At 72.3% G+C, this 20,257-nt stretch carries 20 protein-coding genes; 19 read left to right on the plus strand and 1 reads right to left on the minus strand.

Going from position 1 to position 20,257, the window contains the following annotated elements; all coding sequences use genetic code 11:
* The first annotated feature begins 129 nt into the window (after positions 1 to 129).
* The 15 genes from VFJ94_RS16395 (at position 130) to VFJ94_RS16465 (ending at position 15,326) form a co-directional block, all read left to right on the plus strand.
* On the plus strand, positions 130 to 1,368 hold the full coding sequence (locus tag VFJ94_RS16395; protein ID WP_325005300.1) for an ABC transporter substrate-binding protein: 1,239 nt from the start codon (positions 130 to 132) through the stop codon (positions 1,366 to 1,368).
* 7 nt (positions 1,369 to 1,375) lie between these two features.
* A complete protein-coding gene (locus tag VFJ94_RS16400) occupies positions 1,376 to 2,422 on the plus strand; it encodes a branched-chain amino acid ABC transporter permease (RefSeq protein ID WP_325005301.1) in 1,047 nt (348 codons plus the stop codon).
* Positions 2,419 to 3,459, plus strand: a complete 1,041-nt coding sequence (locus VFJ94_RS16405; RefSeq protein WP_325005302.1) for a branched-chain amino acid ABC transporter permease — start codon at positions 2,419 to 2,421, stop codon at positions 3,457 to 3,459. The genes VFJ94_RS16400 and VFJ94_RS16405 overlap by 4 nt, the downstream gene beginning before the upstream one ends.
* Positions 3,456 to 4,190 (plus strand): ABC transporter ATP-binding protein, encoded by a 735-nt coding sequence (locus VFJ94_RS16410; protein WP_325005303.1) that lies wholly within the window; start codon positions 3,456 to 3,458, stop codon positions 4,188 to 4,190. The genes VFJ94_RS16405 and VFJ94_RS16410 overlap by 4 nt, the downstream gene beginning before the upstream one ends.
* Positions 4,177 to 4,878: an ABC transporter ATP-binding protein gene (locus tag VFJ94_RS16415; protein WP_325005304.1), complete on the plus strand. Its 702-nt coding sequence runs from the start codon at positions 4,177 to 4,179 to the stop codon at positions 4,876 to 4,878. Before VFJ94_RS16410 ends, VFJ94_RS16415 begins: the two co-directional genes overlap by 14 nt.
* A 5-nt stretch (positions 4,879 to 4,883) precedes the next feature.
* Positions 4,884 to 6,275 (plus strand): MmgE/PrpD family protein, encoded by a 1,392-nt coding sequence (locus VFJ94_RS16420; protein WP_325005305.1) that lies wholly within the window; start codon positions 4,884 to 4,886, stop codon positions 6,273 to 6,275.
* Positions 6,276 to 6,287: 12 nt separating this feature from the next.
* Complete coding sequence (locus VFJ94_RS16425; RefSeq protein ID WP_325005306.1) at positions 6,288 to 6,917, plus strand: aspartate/glutamate racemase family protein; 630 nt, start codon at positions 6,288 to 6,290, stop codon at positions 6,915 to 6,917.
* Positions 6,914 to 8,314: an FAD-dependent oxidoreductase gene (locus tag VFJ94_RS16430; RefSeq protein ID WP_325005307.1), complete on the plus strand. Its 1,401-nt coding sequence runs from the start codon at positions 6,914 to 6,916 to the stop codon at positions 8,312 to 8,314. Before VFJ94_RS16425 ends, VFJ94_RS16430 begins: the two co-directional genes overlap by 4 nt.
* Positions 8,311 to 9,798 carry a dihydroorotase family protein gene (locus VFJ94_RS16435; protein WP_325005308.1) on the plus strand — a complete coding sequence of 496 codons (1,488 nt, stop codon included), beginning with the start codon at positions 8,311 to 8,313 and terminating at the stop codon, positions 9,796 to 9,798. The genes VFJ94_RS16430 and VFJ94_RS16435 overlap by 4 nt, the downstream gene beginning before the upstream one ends.
* Positions 9,795 to 11,003 (plus strand): CoA transferase, encoded by a 1,209-nt coding sequence (locus VFJ94_RS16440; RefSeq protein WP_325005309.1) that lies wholly within the window; start codon positions 9,795 to 9,797, stop codon positions 11,001 to 11,003. The genes VFJ94_RS16435 and VFJ94_RS16440 overlap by 4 nt, the downstream gene beginning before the upstream one ends.
* 86 nt (positions 11,004 to 11,089) lie before the next feature.
* Complete coding sequence (locus tag VFJ94_RS16445; protein WP_325005310.1) at positions 11,090 to 12,079, plus strand: dehydrogenase; 990 nt, start codon at positions 11,090 to 11,092, stop codon at positions 12,077 to 12,079.
* A 4-nt stretch (positions 12,080 to 12,083) separates the two neighbouring features.
* Positions 12,084 to 12,482 carry a 6-carboxytetrahydropterin synthase gene (locus VFJ94_RS16450; protein WP_325005311.1) on the plus strand — a complete coding sequence of 133 codons (399 nt, stop codon included), beginning with the start codon at positions 12,084 to 12,086 and terminating at the stop codon, positions 12,480 to 12,482.
* A complete protein-coding gene (locus VFJ94_RS16455; RefSeq protein ID WP_325005312.1) occupies positions 12,479 to 13,543 on the plus strand; it encodes a glycosyltransferase family 4 protein in 1,065 nt (354 codons plus the stop codon). Before VFJ94_RS16450 ends, VFJ94_RS16455 begins: the two co-directional genes overlap by 4 nt.
* A gap of 60 nt (positions 13,544 to 13,603) precedes the next feature.
* Positions 13,604 to 14,626: a lysylphosphatidylglycerol synthase transmembrane domain-containing protein gene (locus VFJ94_RS16460; RefSeq protein WP_325005313.1), complete on the plus strand. Its 1,023-nt coding sequence runs from the start codon at positions 13,604 to 13,606 to the stop codon at positions 14,624 to 14,626.
* Positions 14,619 to 15,326, plus strand: a complete 708-nt coding sequence (locus VFJ94_RS16465; RefSeq protein WP_325005314.1) for a RibD family protein — start codon at positions 14,619 to 14,621, stop codon at positions 15,324 to 15,326. The genes VFJ94_RS16460 and VFJ94_RS16465 overlap by 8 nt, the downstream gene beginning before the upstream one ends.
* A gap of 181 nt (positions 15,327 to 15,507) precedes the next feature.
* Here VFJ94_RS16465 and VFJ94_RS16470 read toward each other — a convergent pair whose 3' ends face one another.
* The gene (locus VFJ94_RS16470) at positions 15,508 to 16,383 is read right to left on the minus strand and encodes a class I SAM-dependent methyltransferase (RefSeq protein WP_325005315.1); all 876 of its coding nucleotides are present in this window, start codon (positions 16,381 to 16,383) and stop codon (positions 15,508 to 15,510) included.
* A 95-nt stretch (positions 16,384 to 16,478) separates the two neighbouring features.
* Between VFJ94_RS16470 and VFJ94_RS16475 the strand changes: the two genes are divergently transcribed.
* The 4 genes from VFJ94_RS16475 to VFJ94_RS16490 all read left to right on the plus strand — a co-directional run bounded on the left by VFJ94_RS16475 (position 16,479) and on the right by VFJ94_RS16490 (position 20,247).
* Positions 16,479 to 17,225, plus strand: coding sequence for a CDP-alcohol phosphatidyltransferase family protein (locus tag VFJ94_RS16475; RefSeq protein ID WP_325005323.1), 747 nt, complete (start codon positions 16,479 to 16,481; stop codon positions 17,223 to 17,225).
* Between the two features lie 5 nt (positions 17,226 to 17,230).
* Positions 17,231 to 18,919, plus strand: a complete 1,689-nt coding sequence (locus VFJ94_RS16480) for a CDP-alcohol phosphatidyltransferase (protein ID WP_325005316.1) — start codon at positions 17,231 to 17,233, stop codon at positions 18,917 to 18,919.
* Complete coding sequence (locus VFJ94_RS16485; RefSeq protein ID WP_325005317.1) at positions 18,916 to 19,731, plus strand: class I SAM-dependent methyltransferase; 816 nt, start codon at positions 18,916 to 18,918, stop codon at positions 19,729 to 19,731. The genes VFJ94_RS16480 and VFJ94_RS16485 overlap by 4 nt, the downstream gene beginning before the upstream one ends.
* A gap of 108 nt (positions 19,732 to 19,839) precedes the next feature.
* Positions 19,840 to 20,247 (plus strand): Fur family transcriptional regulator, encoded by a 408-nt coding sequence (locus VFJ94_RS16490; RefSeq protein ID WP_325005324.1) that lies wholly within the window; start codon positions 19,840 to 19,842, stop codon positions 20,245 to 20,247.
* Positions 20,248 to 20,257 lie beyond the last annotated feature (10 nt).

The raw sequence follows: 20,257 nt of genomic DNA on the forward strand, positions 1-20,257 counted from the left end.
ATCTCGCTGGGATAACAGGCCGGTAGCGAATGTTGGCCGATCCCTTGACCTTGCCCCGTCTCGATGCCACCCTTGCCCGCAAGGCGACTGTTCCGATCAACGGAACGTCCTGGACTCAGGAGCAAACCCATGAAGAAGGCCTGGTTCATCGGTGTGGCCCTGGTGGCCCCACTCGGGCTCACCGCGTGCGGCGGTTCGGGCACGGGTGGCGCGGCCGCCCCGGGCGCAGGCGCGGGGGGTACGATCAAGATCGCCTCCCTGCACCCGCTGAGTGGCGCCGCGGCCGCCGACGGTCAGCAGATGGACAACGGCGCCAAGCTCGCCGCCGAGGCCATCAACGCGGCCGGCGGCATCAAGTCGCTCGGCGGCGCGAAGCTCGAGATCGTGTCGGCCGACTCCCAGGGCAAGCCGGAGGTCGGCCAGAGCGAGGCGCAGCGGCTGATCCAGGAGGGCGCCGTGGGCATCGTCGGCACCTACCAGAGTGCCGTGAGCGCCAACGTCGCCACGGTGGCTGAGCGCAACAAGGTGCCCTTCGTCATCGACGTCTCCTCGGCGGACTCCATCCTCAGCCAGGGCTACAAGTACACCTTCCGCGTCCAGCCGAGCGCGTCGGTGATCGGCCAGCAGGGCGCGCAGTACCTCTTCGACGTGTCGAAGGCCGCCGGCAAGCCGGTCAAGAAGGTGGCCTTCCTCCACGAGCAGGGTCCGTTCGGCTCCGGGGTGCGCGACGCGTTCACGAAGAAGGCGAAAGAGCTGGGGTTCGAGGTCGCTCCGGCGATCAGCTACGACGCCGCCAGCGTCGCCGACCTCACGACGCAGGTGACCCAGGTCAAGGCCTCGGGAGCCGACGTGCTGGCCGTGGCCGGCTACTACCGCGACGGCGTGCTGGTCGCCAAGGCCGTCAGCTCGGTCAAGCCGGCGGTGAACGCCGTGTACGGCGTGGCCGACGGCGCCTTCGACCTTCCGCAGTTCCCCAAGGACGCGGGCGCGGCGGGCGAGGGGTACTTCGACGCCAACTACCACCCGGACTTCACCAAGCAGACCACCAAGGATCTCGCCGCGCTGTACAAGAAGAAGTACAACGACGACATCCGGACCGGCGCCGTCCTGTCCTACGACTCGGTCCGGGTCCTGGCGGACGCCGTGGAGCGCGCCAAGAGCACCGAGCCGGCGAAGATCCGCGAGGCCATCACCCAGACCAGCCTCGAGTCGCTGATGGCCCAGAGCGGCCCCATCGCCTTCGACGAGAAGGGCGAGAACAAGGGCGCCATCCCGATCCTCATGCAGGTCCAGAAGGACGCGACCAACCAGGTCTGGCCCTCGAACCTGGCGCAGGCCAAGCCCAGCTACCCGGCCGTCGGCGGCTGACGACCCCATGGTGAACGACCCGCAGGGCGTGACCTCCTCGGGCGGCCTGGCGCCTGAGGAGGACGCCTCCCCGGACTCCGCCCCGTCTGCCGGCCAGCTGCGCAGACTCGGGGGCGGCGTCACCCGCCACCGGCTGCTGCTCGTCGCCGTCGTCGCGGTGGCCGTCCTGCTGGCCTACGTGCGTGCCGACAGCCCGGTCATCGCGACCCAGGCGATCGTCACCGGCCTGCTCATCGGCGGGGTGTACGGCCTGGTCGCCATGGGCCTGACGCTGATCTTCGGCGTCCTCGACATCGTCAACTTCGCCCACGGCGCCTTCCTGGCCGTCGCGCTCTTCGTCACCTGGTGGCTGGTCAGCAGCGTGGGCCTCCACCCCTACCTCACGATGCTCGTGACCGCGCCGGTGATGTTCGTCCTCGGGTATGCCGTGCAGCGCGGCATCCTCTCGGGCGCCATGGGCAAGCCGCTGGAGAACCAGCTGCTCATCACGCTCGGCATCTCCCTGGTCCTCGAGAACGCCCTGCTGCTGTTCTTCGGCGCGAACCCCCGGGCGGTCAGGCTGCCCGGGAACCAGGCGGTCGGTGTGTTCGGGGCCGTGGCCGACCTGTCGCGCATCCTCGCCTTCGTCGGCGCGCTCGTGCTCGCCGGGCTGCTCTTCCTCGTCCTGCAGCGCACCCGCCTCGGCACCGCGATCCGCGCCGTGGCCGCCAACGACGCCGGCGCCCAGCTCGTCGGCATCGACACCCGCCGGATCTACGCGCTGACCTTCGCCATCGGCACGGCGTGCGCCGGCGCCGCGGGCACTCTCGTGGCGCCCTTGGTCACGGTGGAGCCGAGCACGGGAGCGCTGTTCAACATCGTCGCCTTCGTCGTCGTCGTCATCGGCGGGATGGGCAACGTCGTGGGCGCCCTGGTCGGCGGGCTCGTCATCGGTCTCGCCGAACAGCTCGGCGGGGTCTTCCTGCCCGGTCAGAGCCCGCTGCTGTCCATCTTCATCGTGTTCGTCCTCGTGCTGTTCCTCAGGCCGCAGGGGCTCCTCGGGAGGTCATCGTGACCCAGACGGCAACGGTCGACCGGGCGGCGCCGACGCCGCTCCCGCGCCGGCCCTGGAACCGCCACCTCGTCGCCATCGGCGTGCTCGCCGTGGTCATGGCCCCGGTGCCGCTGGTGCTCCCACCGTCGCAGCAGGCGATCGCCGTGCGCGTGCTCATCCTGGCGCTGATGTCCATCGGCTGGAACATCATGAGCGGCTTCGGCGGGATGTTCTCCTTCGGGCACGCGTCGTACTTCGGGCTGGGGGCCTACACCACCGCCTGGCTCCTCGTCCAACACCACGTGTCGCCATGGATCGGCATGGCGAGCGGCATACTCGTCGCCTCCCTCTTTGCCGTCGTGTCCGGGTTCCTCGCGCTGCGATACCGGCTCAAGGGGGCCTACTTCGCCCTCGCGACCTTCGCCTTCGCGGAGATGTTCCGGCTGCTGGCCACGAACAGCGACCTGGTCAACCGTGCGGCGGGCTACCACGTCCCGCTCCAGGTCGACGAGTCCTGGTGGCTGCTGCAGTTCGCGCCGGCATCACCGAACTACTTCTGGATCGCGCTTGCGTTCGTGGTCCTGGCCCTCGTCATCAGCGTTGCCTTCCTGCGTTCCCGGACGGGGCAGTTCACCCTGGCGGTCCGCGACGACCAGGATGCCGCTGCGGCACTCGGCATCGCCGTCACGCGCCACAAGCTGACGACCATGGCCCTCTCGGCCGGGATCACCTCCGTGGCGGGCGGGTTCTACGTGCAGTACTACCTGTTCATCGACCCAGACCTCGCCTTCGGGTCGGCGGTGTCGATCCAGGCGATCCTGCCGGCCGTCATCGGAGGCGTCGGCACCATCTGGGGACCCCTGGTCGGAGCGGTGATCCTCGGCCCGCTGTCGGACGTCACGGCGACGCTGCTGCGCAACCCGCCCGAGTTCCTGGCCTTCCTCGCCGGGCGCGGGGGTCTCGACGTCATGATCTACGGCCTGCTGCTCATCGTGATCATCCTCGTGCTGCCGCAAGGCATCTACAGCGCCATCCGCGAGAGGTGGTTCCGACTATGAGCATCCTTCGGGTGGAGGGCCTCACGAAGCACTTCCGTGGGGTCACCGCCGTCGACGACGTGAGCTTCGAGGTCGAGCAGGGAAGCATCCTCGGCGTCATCGGACCGAACGGAGCCGGCAAGACGACGGTCTTCAACCTCATCGCCGGCGCCATCGCCCCGGACGCCGGCCGCACCTTCCTCGACGGCGCCGAGGTGACCGGCAGGCCACCGCACGTCATCGCCCGGGCCGGCATGGTCCGGACCTTCCAGCTCATGCGCCCGTTCTACTCGATGAGCGTGCTCGACAACGTGACCATCGCGGTGCTCGCCAGCGGGGCCAGCAGCCGGACCGCTCGAGACCAGGCGGCCGAGATCATCGACACGGTCGGGCTCGGCACGTGGCGCGACGCGCCGACCGAAGGGCTGCCCACGGCGGCGCTGAAGCGCCTCGAGCTCGCGCGGGCGCTGGCCCTGCGCCCCAAGGTGCTGCTCCTCGACGAGGTGCTGGCCGGGCTGGTGCCCACCGAGCGGGCTCCGGTCCTCGACCTGCTCGAACGGCTGCGCCGCGACGAAGGCGTCACGCTCGTCTTCGTCGAGCACATCATGGCCGCCGTCATGCGGCTGTCCGACTCGGTCCTCGTGCTCAACCTGGGCCGGGTGCTCACCTCCGGTCCTCCGGACGAGGTGACCAAGGACCCCCGGGTCATCGAGGCCTACCTCGGAGAGGAGCCCACCCGTGCTGACTCTTGAGAACGTCACGGCCGGCTACCACCGGCTGCAGATCCTGCACGAGATCTCGCTCGAGGTGAACGCGGGCGAGATCGTCTCCATCGTCGGCGCCAACGGCGCCGGCAAGACGACCACCCTCAACACGATCGCCGGTCTCGTCAAGCCGTCCTCCGGGACGATCACCTTCGCCGGGCAGGCCGCCGCGGGTCGGCGCCCGAGCGACCTCGTGCGCGAGGGACTGGTGCTCGTGCCCGAGGGGCGCGCCCTGTTCGGCAGCCTCACGGTCGAGGAGAACCTGCAGATGGGCGGCTGGACCCAGGACCGGGCTGCGACCGTCGCCTCCCTGGCGGAGGTGTTCGAGCTCTTCCCGATCCTCTACGACCGCCGGACCCAGGTGGCGGAGACCTTCAGCGGCGGCCAGCAGCAGATGCTCGCCATCGGACGGGCCCTCATGGCCCGACCGAAGCTGCTCATGCTGGACGAGCCGTCGACCGGGCTCTCGCCCAAGCTCACCTGGGCGGTCCTCGACGCGGTCAAGCGGATCCGCGACACCGGTGTCGCCGTGCTGCTCGTCGAGCAGAACGCCAGCCAGGCCCTGGCCATGGCCGACCGCGCCTACGTCCTCGAGAGCGGCAGCGTCGTGCTCGAGGGAAGAGGTCCGGCCCTGGCGCAGGACGACCGGGTGCGCAGCGCGTACCTCGGGATGTGAGCGCCATGGACGCGGCGACCATGCGACACACCGCGGCCGTGGGGCAGTGGGTCGCGGGGCTGACATGGGACGCCGTCCCCACGGCAGTCCGTGCGCGGCTGCGCCTCGTGCTGCTGGACGTCCTCGGCATCACCATGGTGGGCGCCCGGGACCCCGAGCAGCGGCGCCTCGTGCAGGCGTGGGACCCCAGCCCCGGTCCGGCGCCGGTGTTCGGCAGCGGGGTCAGCACGGCGGTCGAGACGGCGGCCTGGCTCAACGCCACCGCGCTCGTGCGGCTGGAGCTCGACGAGGGCAACAAGTTCGCGAAGGGACATCCGGCCGCCCACGGCTTCCCGGCGGTGCTCGCGCTGGCGGCGGCGCGCGACGCGGACGCCGAGACCCTGTTGCCGGCCCTGCTCGCGGCATACGAGGTCGCCTCCCGTTTCGGGCGCGCGACCACGCTGCGTCCCGGGATGCACCCGCATGGGTCCTGGGGAGTCACCGGCGCGGCGGCTGGCTGCTCGCGGCTGCTCGGCCTCGACGGGGAAGCGACGGCGGCGGCCGTCGACACGGCGGCGGGTCTGCCGGTCGCGGCGCACTTCTCGAGCGCCCTGGACGGCAACCGGGTCAGGGACGCCTGGGTCGGCGCCTCGAACGCCTCGGGCCTCAATGCCGCCCGTATGGCGGCCGCGGGGCTGGCGACGAACACGGGGACGGCGGCATACACCCTCGGTGACCTGCTGGGCACCTTCGACCCGGTCGAGGCGAGCTCGCAGCTCGGGTCGCGATGGGACATCGAGCTCGGCTACTTCAAGCAGCACGCAGCCTGCTCGTTCACCCACCCGGCCGCGGACGCCGCCCTCGAGCTGCGTGCCACGGGCGGGCTGCCCGCCGCCGAGGCGATCGACCGGATCACGGTGGAGACGCACGCCCTCGCCGTGGGACTCGACCGCCAGAGCTGGGACAACCGCCTGTCCGCGATGTTCTCGATCCCGTTCGTCGTCGCGGCGGCCGTCGTGCACGGCTCGGTGGGGCCGGAGGTCACCGAGGGCGTGGCGCTCGAGGACCCCGTCGTGCGCAGCCTCGCCCGGCGCGTGCACGTGCGGGGCGCCGAGGACCTCGACGCCCGGCTCCCGCAGGAGCGTCCGGTGCGCCTGTCGGTGGTGTCCGGTGAGCGCACGTGGGCCGCTCTGCGGCCGGGCCCGATCGGCGACAGCTCGTTCCACCCCCTCGACGAGGACGACGTCCGAGACCTGGTCGCCCGACTGCTCGGCAGCCGCCAGGCGGCCGACGCGGTGGTGGGGGCTGTCGACCGCCTCTTCGCGGGCCAGCTCGGCGCCGGAGCCGTGCTCGGGGCCCTCACCGATCCAGTCCCGCCCCAGCCACGCATCCCACCCCTGCCAGTCACTTCGAGCTGAAGGCCCCTCGCCATGCGCATCTTCTCGGTCACCCCCATCCACGTCGGTCCGCAGGAGCTCTCCCGCAGGCAGCAGCGGTACGATGCCCTGCTGCCGTCGGGCCTCACGCTCGACCTCGTGGACATCGGGCCGCAGGCTCCTCGATCCCTCGACACCGGTGCCGACGTGCGCGCCAGCGAAGCGGCCGTCGTGGCCGCCCTGCGCGCCGCCCCGCAGGGTTACGACGTGCTCATGCCGGACTGCGTCCTCGACCCCGGGGTCGCCGAGCTCGCCCCCGAGCTGCCCGTGGTCGGCATCTTGCAGCTCAGCCTCGGCTGGCAGGTCGTCCGGGGACGCCGCGTCGGTCTCGTCGCCCGCAACGAGGCGATCGCCGACGAGCTCCTGGCCCGCGCCAAGGCCTACGACTGGGCAGAGCACGTCGCCGGGGTGCGGGTCCTCGGCCTGGCGGTGGAGGCGATCTCCGACCAGGAGCAGTGGACGGCCGGGCTGCGCCAGGCGGTCGACGGCTTCGGTGACCAGGTCGCGACCGTGATCAACGGCTGCTCGGCGGTCGAGGTGACGGGGCACGGTGCGCGCCGGACCCGCGTCGTCGACCCGACGGCCCTGGCCCTCCGGCTGCTCGCGGCGGAGGGGCCCCAGTGAGCGAGGACCGACCCGAGCTCGTCGTCGCGGGCGCCGGGGGCGGGCTCGTCGCCGCCCTGCGCGCGGCCCAGCTGGGCCTCGAGGTCCTCGTCGTCGAGGCGAGCCCGCACTATCGACGCGGCAACAACACGTCCATGTCGACGGCCATGGTTCCCGGGGCAGGGTCGCGCTGGCAGCGCGAGGCCGGGATCACCGACTCCCCGGACCAGTTCGTCGCGGACGTCGCGCGCAAGACCAAGGGAGAGGCCGACCTGCGCGTGGCGCGGGCGCTCGCCGAGGTCTCCGCGCGACTCGTCGAGTGGATGGCCGACGACCTCGGCATCCCGCTGCAGCTCGTCACCGACTTCCACTACCCCGGACACAGCGTCGACCGGTGTCACACGGTCGAGGGCCGGCACGGCTCGGTCCTGCTCGGGCATCTCGTCCGCAAGGTCCGCGAATCCGACCGGATCACCATGCTGGTCCCGGCCCGGCTCGTCGACGTCCACGTCGACGATGCGGGCTGCACCGCAGTCATCGCCCAGCCGGACGGACGTGCCGAGCACGTGGAGACCGGGGCGGTGCTGCTGGCCACCAACGGCTACGGCGGCGACCCCGAGCTCGTGGCGCGGCACCTGCCCGAGATCGCTCGCGCCGTGTACCACGGCAGCGAGACCTCCCGTGGCGACGCACTGCGCATCGGGGAACGCCTCGGCGCGGCGACCGCCTTCCTCGACGCCTACCAGGGACATGCGGCGCTGGCCAAGCGCGGCGCCACGCTGGTCGGGTGGGCGACGGTCATGCACGGCGGTTTCCTCGTCGACCGCAAGGGGCGCCGCTTCGGGGACGAGACCACCGGCTACTCCGAGTATGCCGCCCAGCTCGCCGCCCAGGACGGCGCCGAGGGCTGGCTCATCCTCGACCAGCGGATCCACGACGCCTGTCTCGCCTTCACCGACTTCAGGCAGACCGTCGAGAGCGGCGCGTTGGTATGGGCGGACACCCTCGAGCAGCTCGCCCGGGCCATCGGCGTCGACGCCCGGGCGCTGGCCGAGGAGTGCGCGGCGCTGGCCGGTGTCGCCGGACGAGCGGGCGCCGACCGCTTCGGCCGCACGAGCGTCGAGGCGCCGCTGCGCGCCCCATTCGCGGCGGTCCGAGTCGTCCCCGCGCTCTTCCACACGCAGGGTGGCCTCGTCGTGGACGGGCACGCTCGGGTGCTGCGCCCCGACGGGGACCCCATCCCGGGCCTCTACGCCTCGGGGGGCGCGGCGGAGGGCATCTCGGGCCACGGCGCCGCCGGGTACCTCGCCGGCAACGGCCTCCTGCCAGCCCTCGGCCTCGCGTTCCTCGCCGCGGAGCACATCGCGTCCACCGGCGCCTGCTCGGACCACCCCACGTCCCAGAAGGAGGACACATGAAGCTCGACACGCTGATCAAGAACGCCACCGTCGTCACCACGGAGGAGGGCGCGCCCGACGGAGGGCAGCGACTGGACCTCGGCATCGTCGACGGCAGGTTCGCCCGCGTCGAGGCGGACATCCCCGAGACGGACGCGGCAGAGGTGATCGACGGGCGCGGGCTGGTGGCCTTCCCCGGGGTCGTCGACGCGCACCAGCACTGGGGCATCTACAACCCGCTGGAGCAGGACACGGTGACGGAGAGCCGCGCCAGTGCCCAGGGCGGCGTGACCACGGGCATCACCTACATGCGCACCGGCCAGTACTACCTCAACCAGGGGGGCCCCTACCGCGAGTTCTTCCCCAAGGTGCTCGCCGCCTCGGAGAACCGTTCCTACGTCGACTACGGCTTCCACCTCGCGCCCATGATGCGCGAGCACATCGACGAGATCCCTTCGCTCGTCACTGAGTTCGGTGTGGCGTCCTTCAAGATCTTCATGTTCTACGGCAGCCACGGCCTGCACGGCCGCTCCCGCGACCAGAGCGAGTTCCTCATGATCCCGCCGGGGGAGCGGTACGACCTCGCCCACTTCGAGTTCGTGATGCGGGGGGTGCAGAAGGCGCGCGAGGAGCTGCCCGAGCTCGCCGACCAGATCTCGCTCTCGCTGCACTGCGAGACGGCCGAGATCATGACGGCCTACACCAAGCTCGTCGAGGACGCCGGGGAGCTGCGCGGCCTGGCGGCATACAGCGCCTCCCGACCCCCGCACTCGGAGGGGCTGGCCATCACCATCGCGTCGTACCTGGCCGACGAGACCGAGCTGCCCAACATCAACCTCCTGCACCTGACCTCGGCCAAGGCCCTCAGGGCAGCCATGCTCATGCAGCAGACGTTCCCGCACGTGAACTTCCGCCGGGAGGTGACCATCGGGCACCTCGTCGCCGACATCGAGACCGCGTCGGGAATCGGCGGCAAGGTCAACCCTCCGCTGCGTCCGCGCGAGGATGTCGAGAGCCTGTGGGAGCACCTCCTCGCGGGCAACATCGACTGGGTCGTCAGCGACCACGCCTGCTGCAAGGAGGAGATGAAGTTCGGCGCGGACCGGGAGGACGTCTTCGCGGCCAAGTCGGGGTTCGGTGGCACGGAGTACCTGCTGCCGGCACTCGTCAGCGAGGGCACCCGGCGTGGCCTGTCCTACCGGAGGATCGCCGAGCTGACCTCGCTCAACCCGGCGGAGCGCTACGGCCTCGGCTCGGCCAAGGGACGCATCGCGGTCGGTCACGACGCGGACCTGTGCCTCGTCGACCCCGCCAGCACATGGACCATCCACGCGGGCGACTCCGAGTCGAGCCAGGAGTACACGCCGTTCGAGGGCTTCGAGCTGACCGCCCGGGTGACTGACACCTGGGTGCGGGGCATGCGCGTGCTGCAGGACGGCAAGATCGTCGGCGCGGCCCGCGGCAGGTACGTCCGGCGAGGCGCGCCTACCAAGGGGCAGGCGTGAGCACGAGCGCGACCGACGGCCCCCTGACCGGCGTCCGGGTGCTCGACCTGTCGACCATCCTCGCGGGGCCGCTGGCCGCCCAGATCCTCGGTGACTTCGGCGCCGACGTCATCAAGATCGAGCACCCCTCCCGCGGCGACGGGATGCGGGGCCACGGCCTCGACAAGGACGGCCAGCCGCTGTGGTGGAAGATGATCAGCCGCAACAAGCGCACCCTGGGGCTCTACCTCGGGGACCCCGAGGGCGCGCGCATCTTCCTGGAGCTGGCCAGGACGGCCGACGTGGTCGTCGAGAACTTCCGGCCCGGCACCCTCGAGCGCTGGGGGCTCGGCTACGACGCGCTCAGCCAGGAGAACCCGGGCCTGATCCTGTTGCGGGTCACGGGTTTCGGGCAGAGCGGACCGTATGCCGCGCGCCCCGCCTTCGGGACGCTGGTCGAGGCGATGAGCGGATTCGCCCACCTGACAGGCCAGCCCGACGGACCCCCGACCCTGCCCGCGTTCGGCCTGGCCGACTCCATTGCCGGGATCGCCGCTGCGGCAGCCGTCTCCATGGCGCTCTACCAGCGAGAGAAGGACGGCCGGGGCCAGGAGATCGACCTCGACCTGCTGACCCCCATCATGACCGCCGTGGGGCCAGGTGTCGTCTACGCCGACCAGCTGGGCATCGACCAGGACCGCACTGGGAACCGTTCGCTCAACAACGCGCCCCGCAACACCTATCGGACCAAGGACGGTCACTGGCTCGCGATCTCGACCAGCGCCAACTCCATCGCCGAGCGGGTCCTTCGGCTCGTGGGCCATCCGGAGGTGGTGTCCGAGCCGTGGTTCGCCACCGGCCGCACGCGAGCGCAGCATGCCGACCTGCTCGACGCCTACGTCGGGGGCTGGGTCGCGGCACGGACCCGTGACGAGGTGGTGGCCGCCTTCGAGGAGGCCGGCGCCGCGGTCGCCCCGGTCTACAAGCCGAGCGAGCTGCTCGAGGACCCCCAGGTGCGGGCGCTCGAGCTCATCACCACCGTCGAGGACGAGGACCTGGGCCCCATCCGGATGCAGAACGTCATGTGGCGGATGGGCCGGACACCAGGGCGCATTCGCAGCACGGGGCGGGCCCTCGGGGCCGACTCCGACTCGATCCTCCAGACGGAGGTCGGCCTGTCGCCCGAGGAGGTGAGCCGGCTGCGCGACGCCGGGGTCGTCGCCTGAGGTCGCGAGCCGTGGGCAGTCCTCGAGACCTTGCCGGTTTCACCGACCCCCTCGCCGCGGGAGGCCCCCCGGCTAGGGTGTGCCCTGTGTTCAGTGCCGAGCGCGCCTTCTGGCTGGTGGCCCCCTCCGTGGGCGAGATACGGCCTGTGGACGTGCCGGCGCCGGGTCCCGGAGAGGTCCTCGTCCGCACACTGCACAGCGGCATCAGCCGGGGCACGGAGACCCTGGTCTTCGAGGGGAGGGTTCCTCCCAGCCAGTATGCCGCGATGCGGGCGCCGTTCCAGGACGGCGACTTCCCGGCGCCGGTCAAGTACGGCTACCTCAGTGTCGGCATCGTCGAGGACGGGCCGGCGCAGCTCGTCGGCCGGAGGGTGTTCTCGTTGTTTCCGCACCAGACCGCATACGTGGTGCCCGCCGGGGCGGTTGCGGTCGTGCCCGACGACGTCCCCTCCGCGCGAGCCGTGCTGGCCGGCACGGTGGAGACCGCCGTCAACGCGCTGTGGGACGCCGCCCCGCTCGTGGGGGACAAGGTGGCGGTCGTCGGCGGTGGGATGGTCGGCTGCTGCGTCGCGCGCCTGGTCGGCCGGGTGCCGGGCGTGCACGTGACGCTCGTCGACCTCGACCCCGCGCGGGCCGAGGTGGCCGAGGCCCTGGAGGTCGGGTTCGCCACGAGCGCACTGGCCGCTGACCACGTCGCGGGCTGCGACCTCGTCGTGCACACGAGCGCGACCTCTGCGGGCCTCCAGCTGTCGCTGGACCTGCTGGCCGCCGAGGGCACCGTGGTGGAGCTCAGCTGGTACGGAGACGGCGAGGTCCGGCTGTCGCTGGGTGGCTCCTTCCACTCCGGACGCCTCCGCATCCATGCCAGCCAGGTGGGAGAGGTGGCCGCGGCGCGCCGGTCGAGGCGGACCCGGTCCGACCGGCTCGCCCTCGCGCTGGACCTGCTGCGCGACCCCGCCTTCGACGCCCTCATCACGGGTCGGTCCCGGTTCGAGCAGCTGCCCGAGGTCATGGCGGGCCTCGCCAAGGGCAGCGTGCCTGCCATCTGCCACACCATCGACTACGGGGAGGGCTAGACCCATGTTCAGCGTCACCGTCAGGGACCACATGATGATCGCCCACAGCTTCCGCGGCGAGGTGTTCGGCCCGGCGCAGCAGCTGCACGGCGCCACCTTCGTGGTCGATGCGACGTTCCGCAGGGAGTCCCTGGACGCCGACAACATCGTCATCGACATCGGCCGGGCGGCAGAGCAGCTGCACGCCGTCCTCGCCGATCTCAACTACCGCAACCTCGACGACGAGCCGGCGTTCTCCGGCACCAACACCACGACGGAGGCGCTCGCCCAGGTGGTGGCCGACCGGCTCGCCGCCCGGGTCCTGGCCGGCGACCTGGGGGAGACCGCGCTCGGGCTGGCGGGGATCGCCGTCACCCTGGGTGAGTCGCACGTGGCGTGGGCCAGCTACGAGCGCCCCCTGTGACCACGGTGCACGTCGTCGTCCCGAGCACCATCGACGACCCGGCCCGGCCGAGCGGCGGCAACGTCTACGACCGCCGGGTCTGCGACGGGCTCGTGGCCATGGGGTGGTCGGTGCACGTGCACGCGACGCCCGGACCGTGGCCGCACCCGGACTCCACGGCGCGTGCCGCGTTGGGGCGGGAGCTGGCGGCGGTTCCCGACGGCGAGGTGGCGCTCCTCGACGGGCTCATCGCGTGTTGCACTCCCGACGTGGTCGTGCCGGAGGCACGTCGGCTGCGCCTCCTGGTGCTCGTCCACATGCCACTGGGCGGGCCGGTCGACGACGGCGCCGGGCCCGCCGGGCCCGCTGCGGCCGCCGAGTGCGAGGTGCTCTCCGCCGCGGCCGCCGTCGTGACCACGAGCCGCTGGACCCGGCGCTGGCTCCTGCAGCGCTACGCCCTGGACCCGGGTCGCGTGGTCGTCGCCGAGCCCGGAGCGGAGCCGGCCCCCCTCGCGGCCGGCTCAGCCGAGGGCGGCGAGCTGCTCTGCGTGGCGGCGGTGACGCCGGGTAAGGGGCACGACCAGCTCCTGGCTGCCCTCGCCCGAGTGGCCGACCTGGCTTGGCGCTGCACGTGCGTGGGCGCGCTCACCCTCGACCCGCCCTTCGTCGAGGGCCTCGTGCGCTGGGCCCGGGAGAGCGGGATCGCCGACCGGGTCCACTTCACCGGTGCGTTGGGCGGACCCCAGCTCGACCGCGTGTATGCCGCCTCGGACCTGCTGCTCCTGGCCTCCCGGTTCGAGACGTACGGCATGGTCGTGACGGAGGCCCTGGCCCGCGGGATCCCCGCCGTGATGACGTCGGTGGGTGGGCTTCCGGAGGCTCTGGGCCGGGACGCCGCCGGGGCGCGACCAGGGCTGTTGGTGGAGTGCGGCGACACGCAGGCGCTCGCGGGGGCCGTGCGGTCGTGGCTGGTCGAGGAGGGACTGCGCGACCGGCTGCGCGCCGCTGCGGCCGGCCGCCGGGCCACGCTGCCGCCCTGGTCGACGACCGCGCGACGGGTGGCCGAGGCCCTGCTGCGATGAACCCACGCGACGCGTTGGCCGTACTAGTCGCTGACCGACTCATGAGGAAGAGCTGCACCCTTGCAGGAGAGCCCGAGCCGCGTGTGCTGGCCGGCCGGTTTGCGGCACCACCGGCCGGCGTGGCTGCGTGCCCTCACTGCCGTCACGATCCTCACCGTCGTGCTGTGGCGGGTCGGGACCGGGCCCTTCCTCGCCGGCCTCGCCCATGTCGACCTCTGGTCGCTGGCCGCGGCGAGCGGCATCGCCGTCGTGACCACGCTGTGCTGCGCGTGGCGCTGGACGCTGGTCGCCCGGGCCATGGGGGTTGACGTGCCGCTCCGCGGCGCCCTCGGGGCCTGCTACCGGTCGCAGTTCGTCAACGTGGCGACACCCGGCGGGATCCTCGGTGACGTCGACCGTGCAGTGCGCCACGGCAGAACCGTCGGAGACACCGGCGTGGCGCTGCGCTCGGTCGTCGGCGAGCGGCTCGCCGGTCAGCTCGTGCTGGTGGCCATGGCCGGGTCCGCCTTGTGCCTGCTGCCCTCACCGGTGCGTCCGACCGCGCGCCTGGCCGCCGCGGTGCTCGTCGGGGGCGCGGTCGCCGCCGGGCTGCTGCTGATGGGCGTTCGCTCCCGGGTGCGCCCCGCTTGGGCGCGCTGGCTCGGGCAGGGGGGCGGGGGAGTGCGGGCCGGCGCGCTCGCACGGCATACGTGGCCGGGCATCCTCCTCGCGTCCGCCGTGGCTGTGTGCGGCCACGTGCTCACCTTCATCGTCGCCGCCCGGACAGCGGGATCGGGTGCACCAGCGCTGCAGCTGCTCCCGTGGGCGCTGATCGTCCTCGTCGCCGCGGGACTGCCGAACCTCGCAGGGTGGGGGCCCCGGGAGGGCGTGGCGGCCTGGGCCTTCGGCGCCGGAGGGTGGGGCGCGGAACAGGGGGTTGCGACGGCGGTGGTCTACGGGGTCATGGTCTTCGTCGCCACCCTCCCGGGCGCAGTCCTCCTGGTCACCGCGGGCATCCGGCGCGCGACCCGTGCGCCCCGTGTCGGCCAGGGGCGGTCCACGCCTGCGCGCGCCCCTGCTGCAGGCGGCACGCCCCATGAGTGAACGCCCCTACACCGTCCTCAGTTGTGGCATGTCGATCGACGGGTATCTCGACAGCGCGTCGCACGAGCGGCTGCAGCTGTCCAACGCCGCCGACTTCGACCGCGTCGACGCCGAGCGCGCCGCCTCGGACGCCATCCTCGTCGGCGCGGAGACGGTCCGCAGCGACAACCCGCGGCTGCTCGTGCGCTCCCCGGTGCGGCGGGCCGACCGGGTCTCTCGTGGCCGGCCGCCCTCGCCGATCAAGGTGACCGTGACGGCGCAGGCGCGCCTGGACCCCCACGCCGAGTTCTTCGCGAGCGGCGACGGGCAGAAGCTCGTCTACTGCGCCCACGACACCGCGGCGGCCGCGCGTGAGCGGCTCGCGGCCGTGGCGACCGTCATCGACGCGGGCGACCCGGTCGAGCTGCGGACGGTGAGCGAGGACCTCTACGGACGCGGGGTCCGGCGACTGATGGTCGAGGGCGGCGGAGCCGTGCACACCCAGATGCTCACCGCGGGTCTCGCCGACGAGCTGCAGCTGGTGGTGGCGCCGTGCTTCGTCGGGGACTCACGCGCGCCCCGGTTCGTCCGCGACGGGCACTTCCCGTGGACCGCGTCGAGGCGCGCGAGGCTCGTGCAGGTGCGCCAGATCGGCGATGTCGCCCTCCTGCAATACGCCCTCTCGCCACGGTTCGACGCGGGCTCGGGGCGGCCCACATGACGGCCGCCCCGCCCACCGCGATCGTCCGCACCCAGGTGACCCTGCCCCTGCGCTTCCCCGACGGACTGGTCAGACCCCGACAAGGCCGCGCAGCTCACGCGGCTCGGGGTGAGCGTGACCGAGCGTGTCCCGACCGGGCTGCATCTCTGCGACGCGAACGCGCGCTACCTGTCGGCAAAGGTCACGCGTGGCGCACACACGCTCGACCCCTCCCACCAGGGCGTCCACCGGAGCGTCGGCTCGGCCGGGCCAGGAGGTCCCCGTGGTGGACCATGACGGACAGCTGGCCCGCGGCTGCCTCAGCGAGCCGGCGTCCGGCATACGACCGGGCCTCGTCGGCCAGACCGGGCTCCTGCTCGCACGCTGCCGCCAGCCAGCCGGTCAACCACGCCGCCGAGAGGGCGCGCTCGCTGGGACCCAGACGCCAGGGGCTCGCTCGGACGAGCACCTCGAGGCCGCGCTCGGTGAGTCCCTCGACCGCCGCGCCGAGGGCGTCGGGACCGAGCAGGCGTCGGCCCCCGACCTCGCGGCGCTGGTGCGCGTTGAACGCCTCCTGCACACGGTGGTCGAACGGGTCGGCGGGTGTGAGCTCGACGTGCCCGGTGACGCTGAGCGCGATGAGGATGGGACAGCCCGCGGCGGCACACGTGGCGACGAACCGTCCGAGCTCCTCGCCGGTCATCATGTCGAGCACCGCGGACGCGGTGACGAGCGCCGCGCCGTCGAGCTCTCCGGGCGCCAGCCGGGTGATGTCACGCCGGCGGGTCTCGACCGTGACCCGGGCGCCGTCCGCTGCCGCGAGGGGCGGGTGCGCCTGGGCACGGGCCAGCAGCTCGACGTCGCGGTCGACCATCACCCAGTGCTGGCGACCGGTCAGCCGCCCAGCCAGCCAGCGAGCCATCGACCCGGCGCCACAGCCCAGGTCGTGGATCACGGCCACCTCGTCGGTGACCAGGTCGGGCTTCAGCTCCTCGACGAGGCCCGGGGCGCGGGCGGCGGCGTCGGCCGGCTCGCGCAAGCTCAACCACCCGGCGTCGGCCCGGACAGGTTCGACCATGTGACCTCCGCGACCGGGGCGCCTGAATGAACCGAACGCTAGCAGTGCGCGTAGTAGGGGCTGTACGTCGAGAAACGGGAGGCGCCGTGCTCAGGATGCGAAGCTCGGTGGTGGTCGGCCTGACGGCGCAGGTGGCCGTGCTCACCGCACTCGGCGCGAGCGCACCAGTCGGCGCGGTTGGCTGGGTCATCGGGCTGGGCTGCGGCGCGATCCTGAACGCGGCTGTGGCTCTGGGTCTCGACCGGGCGGGAGCAGTGGGCCCCGGGCCGGCCGACCTCGTCACGCTGGCTCGGGGCGTCATCGCCTGCGGGCTGGCCGCGCTGACCGCGGACACCCTGCTCCATCACCCGGTGGCCCGGGTCGTCGTCCCCATCACGGTTGTGGCGCTGCTGCTGGATGCCGTGGACGGCTGGCTTGCGAGGCGGACGGGGACGGCCTCGGCGTTCGGGAAGCGGTTCGACGGTGAGGTGGACGCGTTCCTCATCCTCGTCCTCAGCGTGTACGTCGCACCGACCGTCGGTGCGTGGGTCCTCGCCGCCGGGCTCCTCCGCTACGGCTTCGCCGTGGCCGGTTGGGTCCTGCCGTGGATGCGCGCTCAGCTGACGTACCGCTACTGGCGCAAGGTGGTCACCGCGACGCTGGGCATCGTCCTGACCGCCGCCGTCGCGGACGTGCTGCCGCGCCCGCTGACGGTCGGGGCCCTGCTCCTCGGACTTGCGCTGGCGGCCGAGTCGTTCGGGCGGGACGTGTGGTGGCTGTGGCGCCATCGGCCCCGGCCCGAAGGACAGGGCGACGCCGAGCCCGTCGTGCGCTCTGTGCTGGCCGACACGGGGAGCCGGTAGCCGACATGGGGATGCGCCGACGGACGGGGAGCGCCGTCAGCTGGTCGCGCCGCGTCGTCGTCGCCTGTGCCTCCGTGCTGGCGCTGCTCCTCGTGTGGCTGGCGCTCGTGGCGCCGGACCGCCCGGACCGCCTCGTGCCCGGGGCGTTTCTGCGGATCCCCGTGGAGGTGCTGGTCCTGGCCGGACTCGTGCTCCTCCTGCCGCGTGGCCCCCGACGCGTGCTGACGGTGGTGACCGGGGTGCTCCTCGGGCTGCTCACCGTGGTGCGGCTCCTCGACCTCGGGTTCTACGGGGTGCTCGACCGGCCGTTCGACCCCTTGACCGACGCGGGTCAGGTCGGCTCGGCGGTGGACTTCGTGAGGCAGTCCGTCGGCCCTGCGGCGGCGAGCTTCGCCGTCGTCGGTGGGGCGCTGCTGGCGCTCGCCCTCGTCGTGTGCCTGCCGCTGTGTCTGGGGCGGCTGGCTCGAGTCGTGCGACGGCACCGCGTCAGGTCAGCGTGGACCCTGGCGACCCTGGCCATCGCATGGACCGCCTCCGCGGGGTTGGGCCTCACGATCGTCCCGCACGTGCCGATCGCTTCGGCGGATGCCGGTCGGCTCGCGGTCGAGCACGTGCGCGCCACAGCGGCGCACCTGCGCGAGCAGACCACCTTCGACGCGGCGGTGGCGGCCGACCGGTTCCGCGTCCCGGCGGCTTCGGACCTCATCCCCCTGCGCGGCAAGGACGTGCTCGTCGCCTTCGTCGAGAGCTACGGCCGCGTTGCCGTGGAAGGTTCCTCCTCACGCGGGGTCCAGGCGGTGCTCGAGGCAGGGACGCGCCGACTCCAGGCCCGCGGGTACTCGGCCAGGAGCGCCTTCCTCAGGTCCCCGACCTTCGGTGGTGGCAGTTGGTTGGCTCACGCCACGCTGCAGTCCGGCCTGTGGGTCGACAACCAGCGCAGCTACGACCGGCTGCTCTCCGGCGACCGCACCACCCTCAGCAGTGCCTTCGGACGAGCAGGCTGGCGCACGGTGGCCCTGCTTCCGGCGGACCGACAGCCGTGGCCGGAGGGAAAGGCCTTCTACGAGTTCGACGAGGTCTACGACGGCTCGAGCCTCGGCTACGCGGGCCCGGACTTCGGCTTCTCGACCATGCCGGACCAGTACGCGCTCTGGAAGCTCCACCAGAAGGAGCTGGCCAGGCCCGGGCGAGCCCCGGTCATGGCCGAGATCGACCTCGCGTCGAGCCACGCGCCGTGGGCCCCGCTCCCCGGAATGGTGGACTGGGACACGCTCGGCGACGGATCGATCTTCGAGCAGGTCCACGACCGGGCCCAGACCGCGGAGGCGCTGTGGCGGCGTCGCGAGGACGTGCCGCGCGCGTACCTGACGTCCATCGAGTACTCGCTGACCGCCCTCGTCTCGTTTGTGGAACGGTACGGCGACGACAACCTCGTGCTCGTCCTGCTGGGAGACCACCAGCCTGCCACCATCGTGAGCGGCTTCGGCGGCAACCACGACGTCCCCATCACCGTGATCTCTCGCGATCGGACGGTCGTCGACAGTGTCTCCAGCTGGGGATGGCAGGAGGGGATGAGGCCTGGCGCCGGCGCACCGGTGTGGCGCATGGACGCCTTCCGTGACCGCTTCCTCGGCGTCTTCGAGCAACCCGGGCTGGTAGGCCGTTCGACGCCTGCTTCTCGGCCACGGCCGTGAGCCCGGACGAGCGCGCCGTCCTCGACCGTGCCCTGCTGGGTGCACGGCTGACGGCATACCCTCACGGCGAGTTCGTGGGGCAGGAGAGCTTCATGTCCGCCAGCGAGGTCCTCACCCTGGCGCGCCGGGCCGGCATCGCGCCCGGGGTATCCGTGCTGGACGTGTGCTGTGGAGTGGCCGGCCCGGGACGACTCATCGCGGCAGAGCTGGGATGTGCCTACCTCGGCGTGGACGCGAGCAGCAGCGCCATCGAGATCGCACGAGAGCGCGCCGAGGTCCCCTGCGAGTTCCGGGTCGGGCGGATCCCACCGCTTCCCGCGGGGCCCTTCGACGTGGTGCTGCTGCTGGAGACGATGCTCGCCTTCCCCGACAAGCAGTCCCTGCTCGCCGGGGTGTCCGCCGCCCTCCCGCCGGGCGGACGCTTCGCCTTCACGGTCGAAGAAGGACCCGCGCTCACGAGCACGGAACGGGCCCTCATGCCTGCGGCCGACACCGTCTGGCCCGTCCCGTTGCCGGAACTGCTGTCCGCTCTGGAGGGGCAGGGCTTGCGGGTCCGCTGGCACGCCGACTGGACGGCGTCGCACCGCTCGACGGTCGACTCCCTCCTCCGGGCGTTCCGCGCCGAGGACGCCCACCTTCGCGCACGTCTCGGCGACCGTGCGGTCGACGACCTGCTTGCCGCACACGGGTGCTGGAGCGAATGGCTGCGCGACGGACGGGTGCGAAAGTTCGCCTTCGTCGCCGAGCAGGATCAGGCGCAGCGCGGTGGTGGTCGAGTGCCGGCACCGGCTCGGACGGTGGCCTCGCAGTAGGTCGCAGGAGGACCGGATCGCGACGCGCCGAACCGAAACTTGTTCTTGATCCATTCCAGAAAGCGGAGCATACTGCGCAGCGTGCCCCCTACCCCGGACTTCGAGCGCATGCTGCGCGAGGCCGCCCTCCGGGTCACCCGTCCGCGGCTGGCGGTGCTGGCCGCGGTGCACGCGCACCCGCACGCCGAGACCGACTCGATTCTCGGTGCCGTGCGCGGTCAGCTGCCTGCGGTGTCCCATCAGGCCGTCTACGACGTGCTGCGTGCGCTGACCGCAGCGGGGCTGGTGCGACGCATCCAGCCGTCCGGCTCCGTGGCCCGCTACGAGGCCAGAGTCGGGGACAACCACCACCACGTCGTGTGCAGGTCGTGCGGTGCCATCGCCGACATCGACTGCGCCGTCGGTGAGACCCCGTGCCTGACCGCGTCCGACGACCAAGGCTTCTCGATCGACGAGGCCGAGGTCACCTACTGGGGCGTCTGCCCGGAGTGCGTCGGGGCCCCAGCGACCAGGTGACAGAACGACA

This window comes from Intrasporangium sp. (assembly GCF_035688975.1).
Lineage (GTDB): Bacteria > Actinomycetota > Actinomycetes > Actinomycetales > Dermatophilaceae > CALMNV01.

Coding starts and splice junctions, on each gene's coding strand:
- VFJ94_RS16395 (WP_325005300.1), top strand. CDS start 130: ATGAAGAAGGCCTGGTTCATCGGTGTGGCCCTGGTGGCCCCACTCGGG.
- VFJ94_RS16410 (WP_325005303.1), top strand. CDS start 3,456: ATGAGCATCCTTCGGGTGGAGGGCCTCACGAAGCACTTCCGTGGGGTC.
- VFJ94_RS16480 (WP_325005316.1), top strand. CDS start 17,231: ATGGGGATGCGCCGACGGACGGGGAGCGCCGTCAGCTGGTCGCGCCGC.
- VFJ94_RS16465 (WP_325005314.1), top strand. CDS start 14,619: ATGAGTGAACGCCCCTACACCGTCCTCAGTTGTGGCATGTCGATCGAC.
- VFJ94_RS16470 (WP_325005315.1), bottom strand. CDS start 16,383: ATGGTCGAACCTGTCCGGGCCGACGCCGGGTGGTTGAGCTTGCGCGAG.
- VFJ94_RS16435 (WP_325005308.1), top strand. CDS start 8,311: ATGAAGCTCGACACGCTGATCAAGAACGCCACCGTCGTCACCACGGAG.
- VFJ94_RS16420 (WP_325005305.1), top strand. CDS start 4,884: ATGGACGCGGCGACCATGCGACACACCGCGGCCGTGGGGCAGTGGGTC.
- VFJ94_RS16475 (WP_325005323.1), top strand. CDS start 16,479: ATGCGAAGCTCGGTGGTGGTCGGCCTGACGGCGCAGGTGGCCGTGCTC.
- VFJ94_RS16490 (WP_325005324.1), top strand. CDS start 19,840: ATGCTGCGCGAGGCCGCCCTCCGGGTCACCCGTCCGCGGCTGGCGGTG.
- VFJ94_RS16400 (WP_325005301.1), top strand. CDS start 1,376: ATGGTGAACGACCCGCAGGGCGTGACCTCCTCGGGCGGCCTGGCGCCT.
- VFJ94_RS16450 (WP_325005311.1), top strand. CDS start 12,084: ATGTTCAGCGTCACCGTCAGGGACCACATGATGATCGCCCACAGCTTC.
- VFJ94_RS16425 (WP_325005306.1), top strand. CDS start 6,288: ATGCGCATCTTCTCGGTCACCCCCATCCACGTCGGTCCGCAGGAGCTC.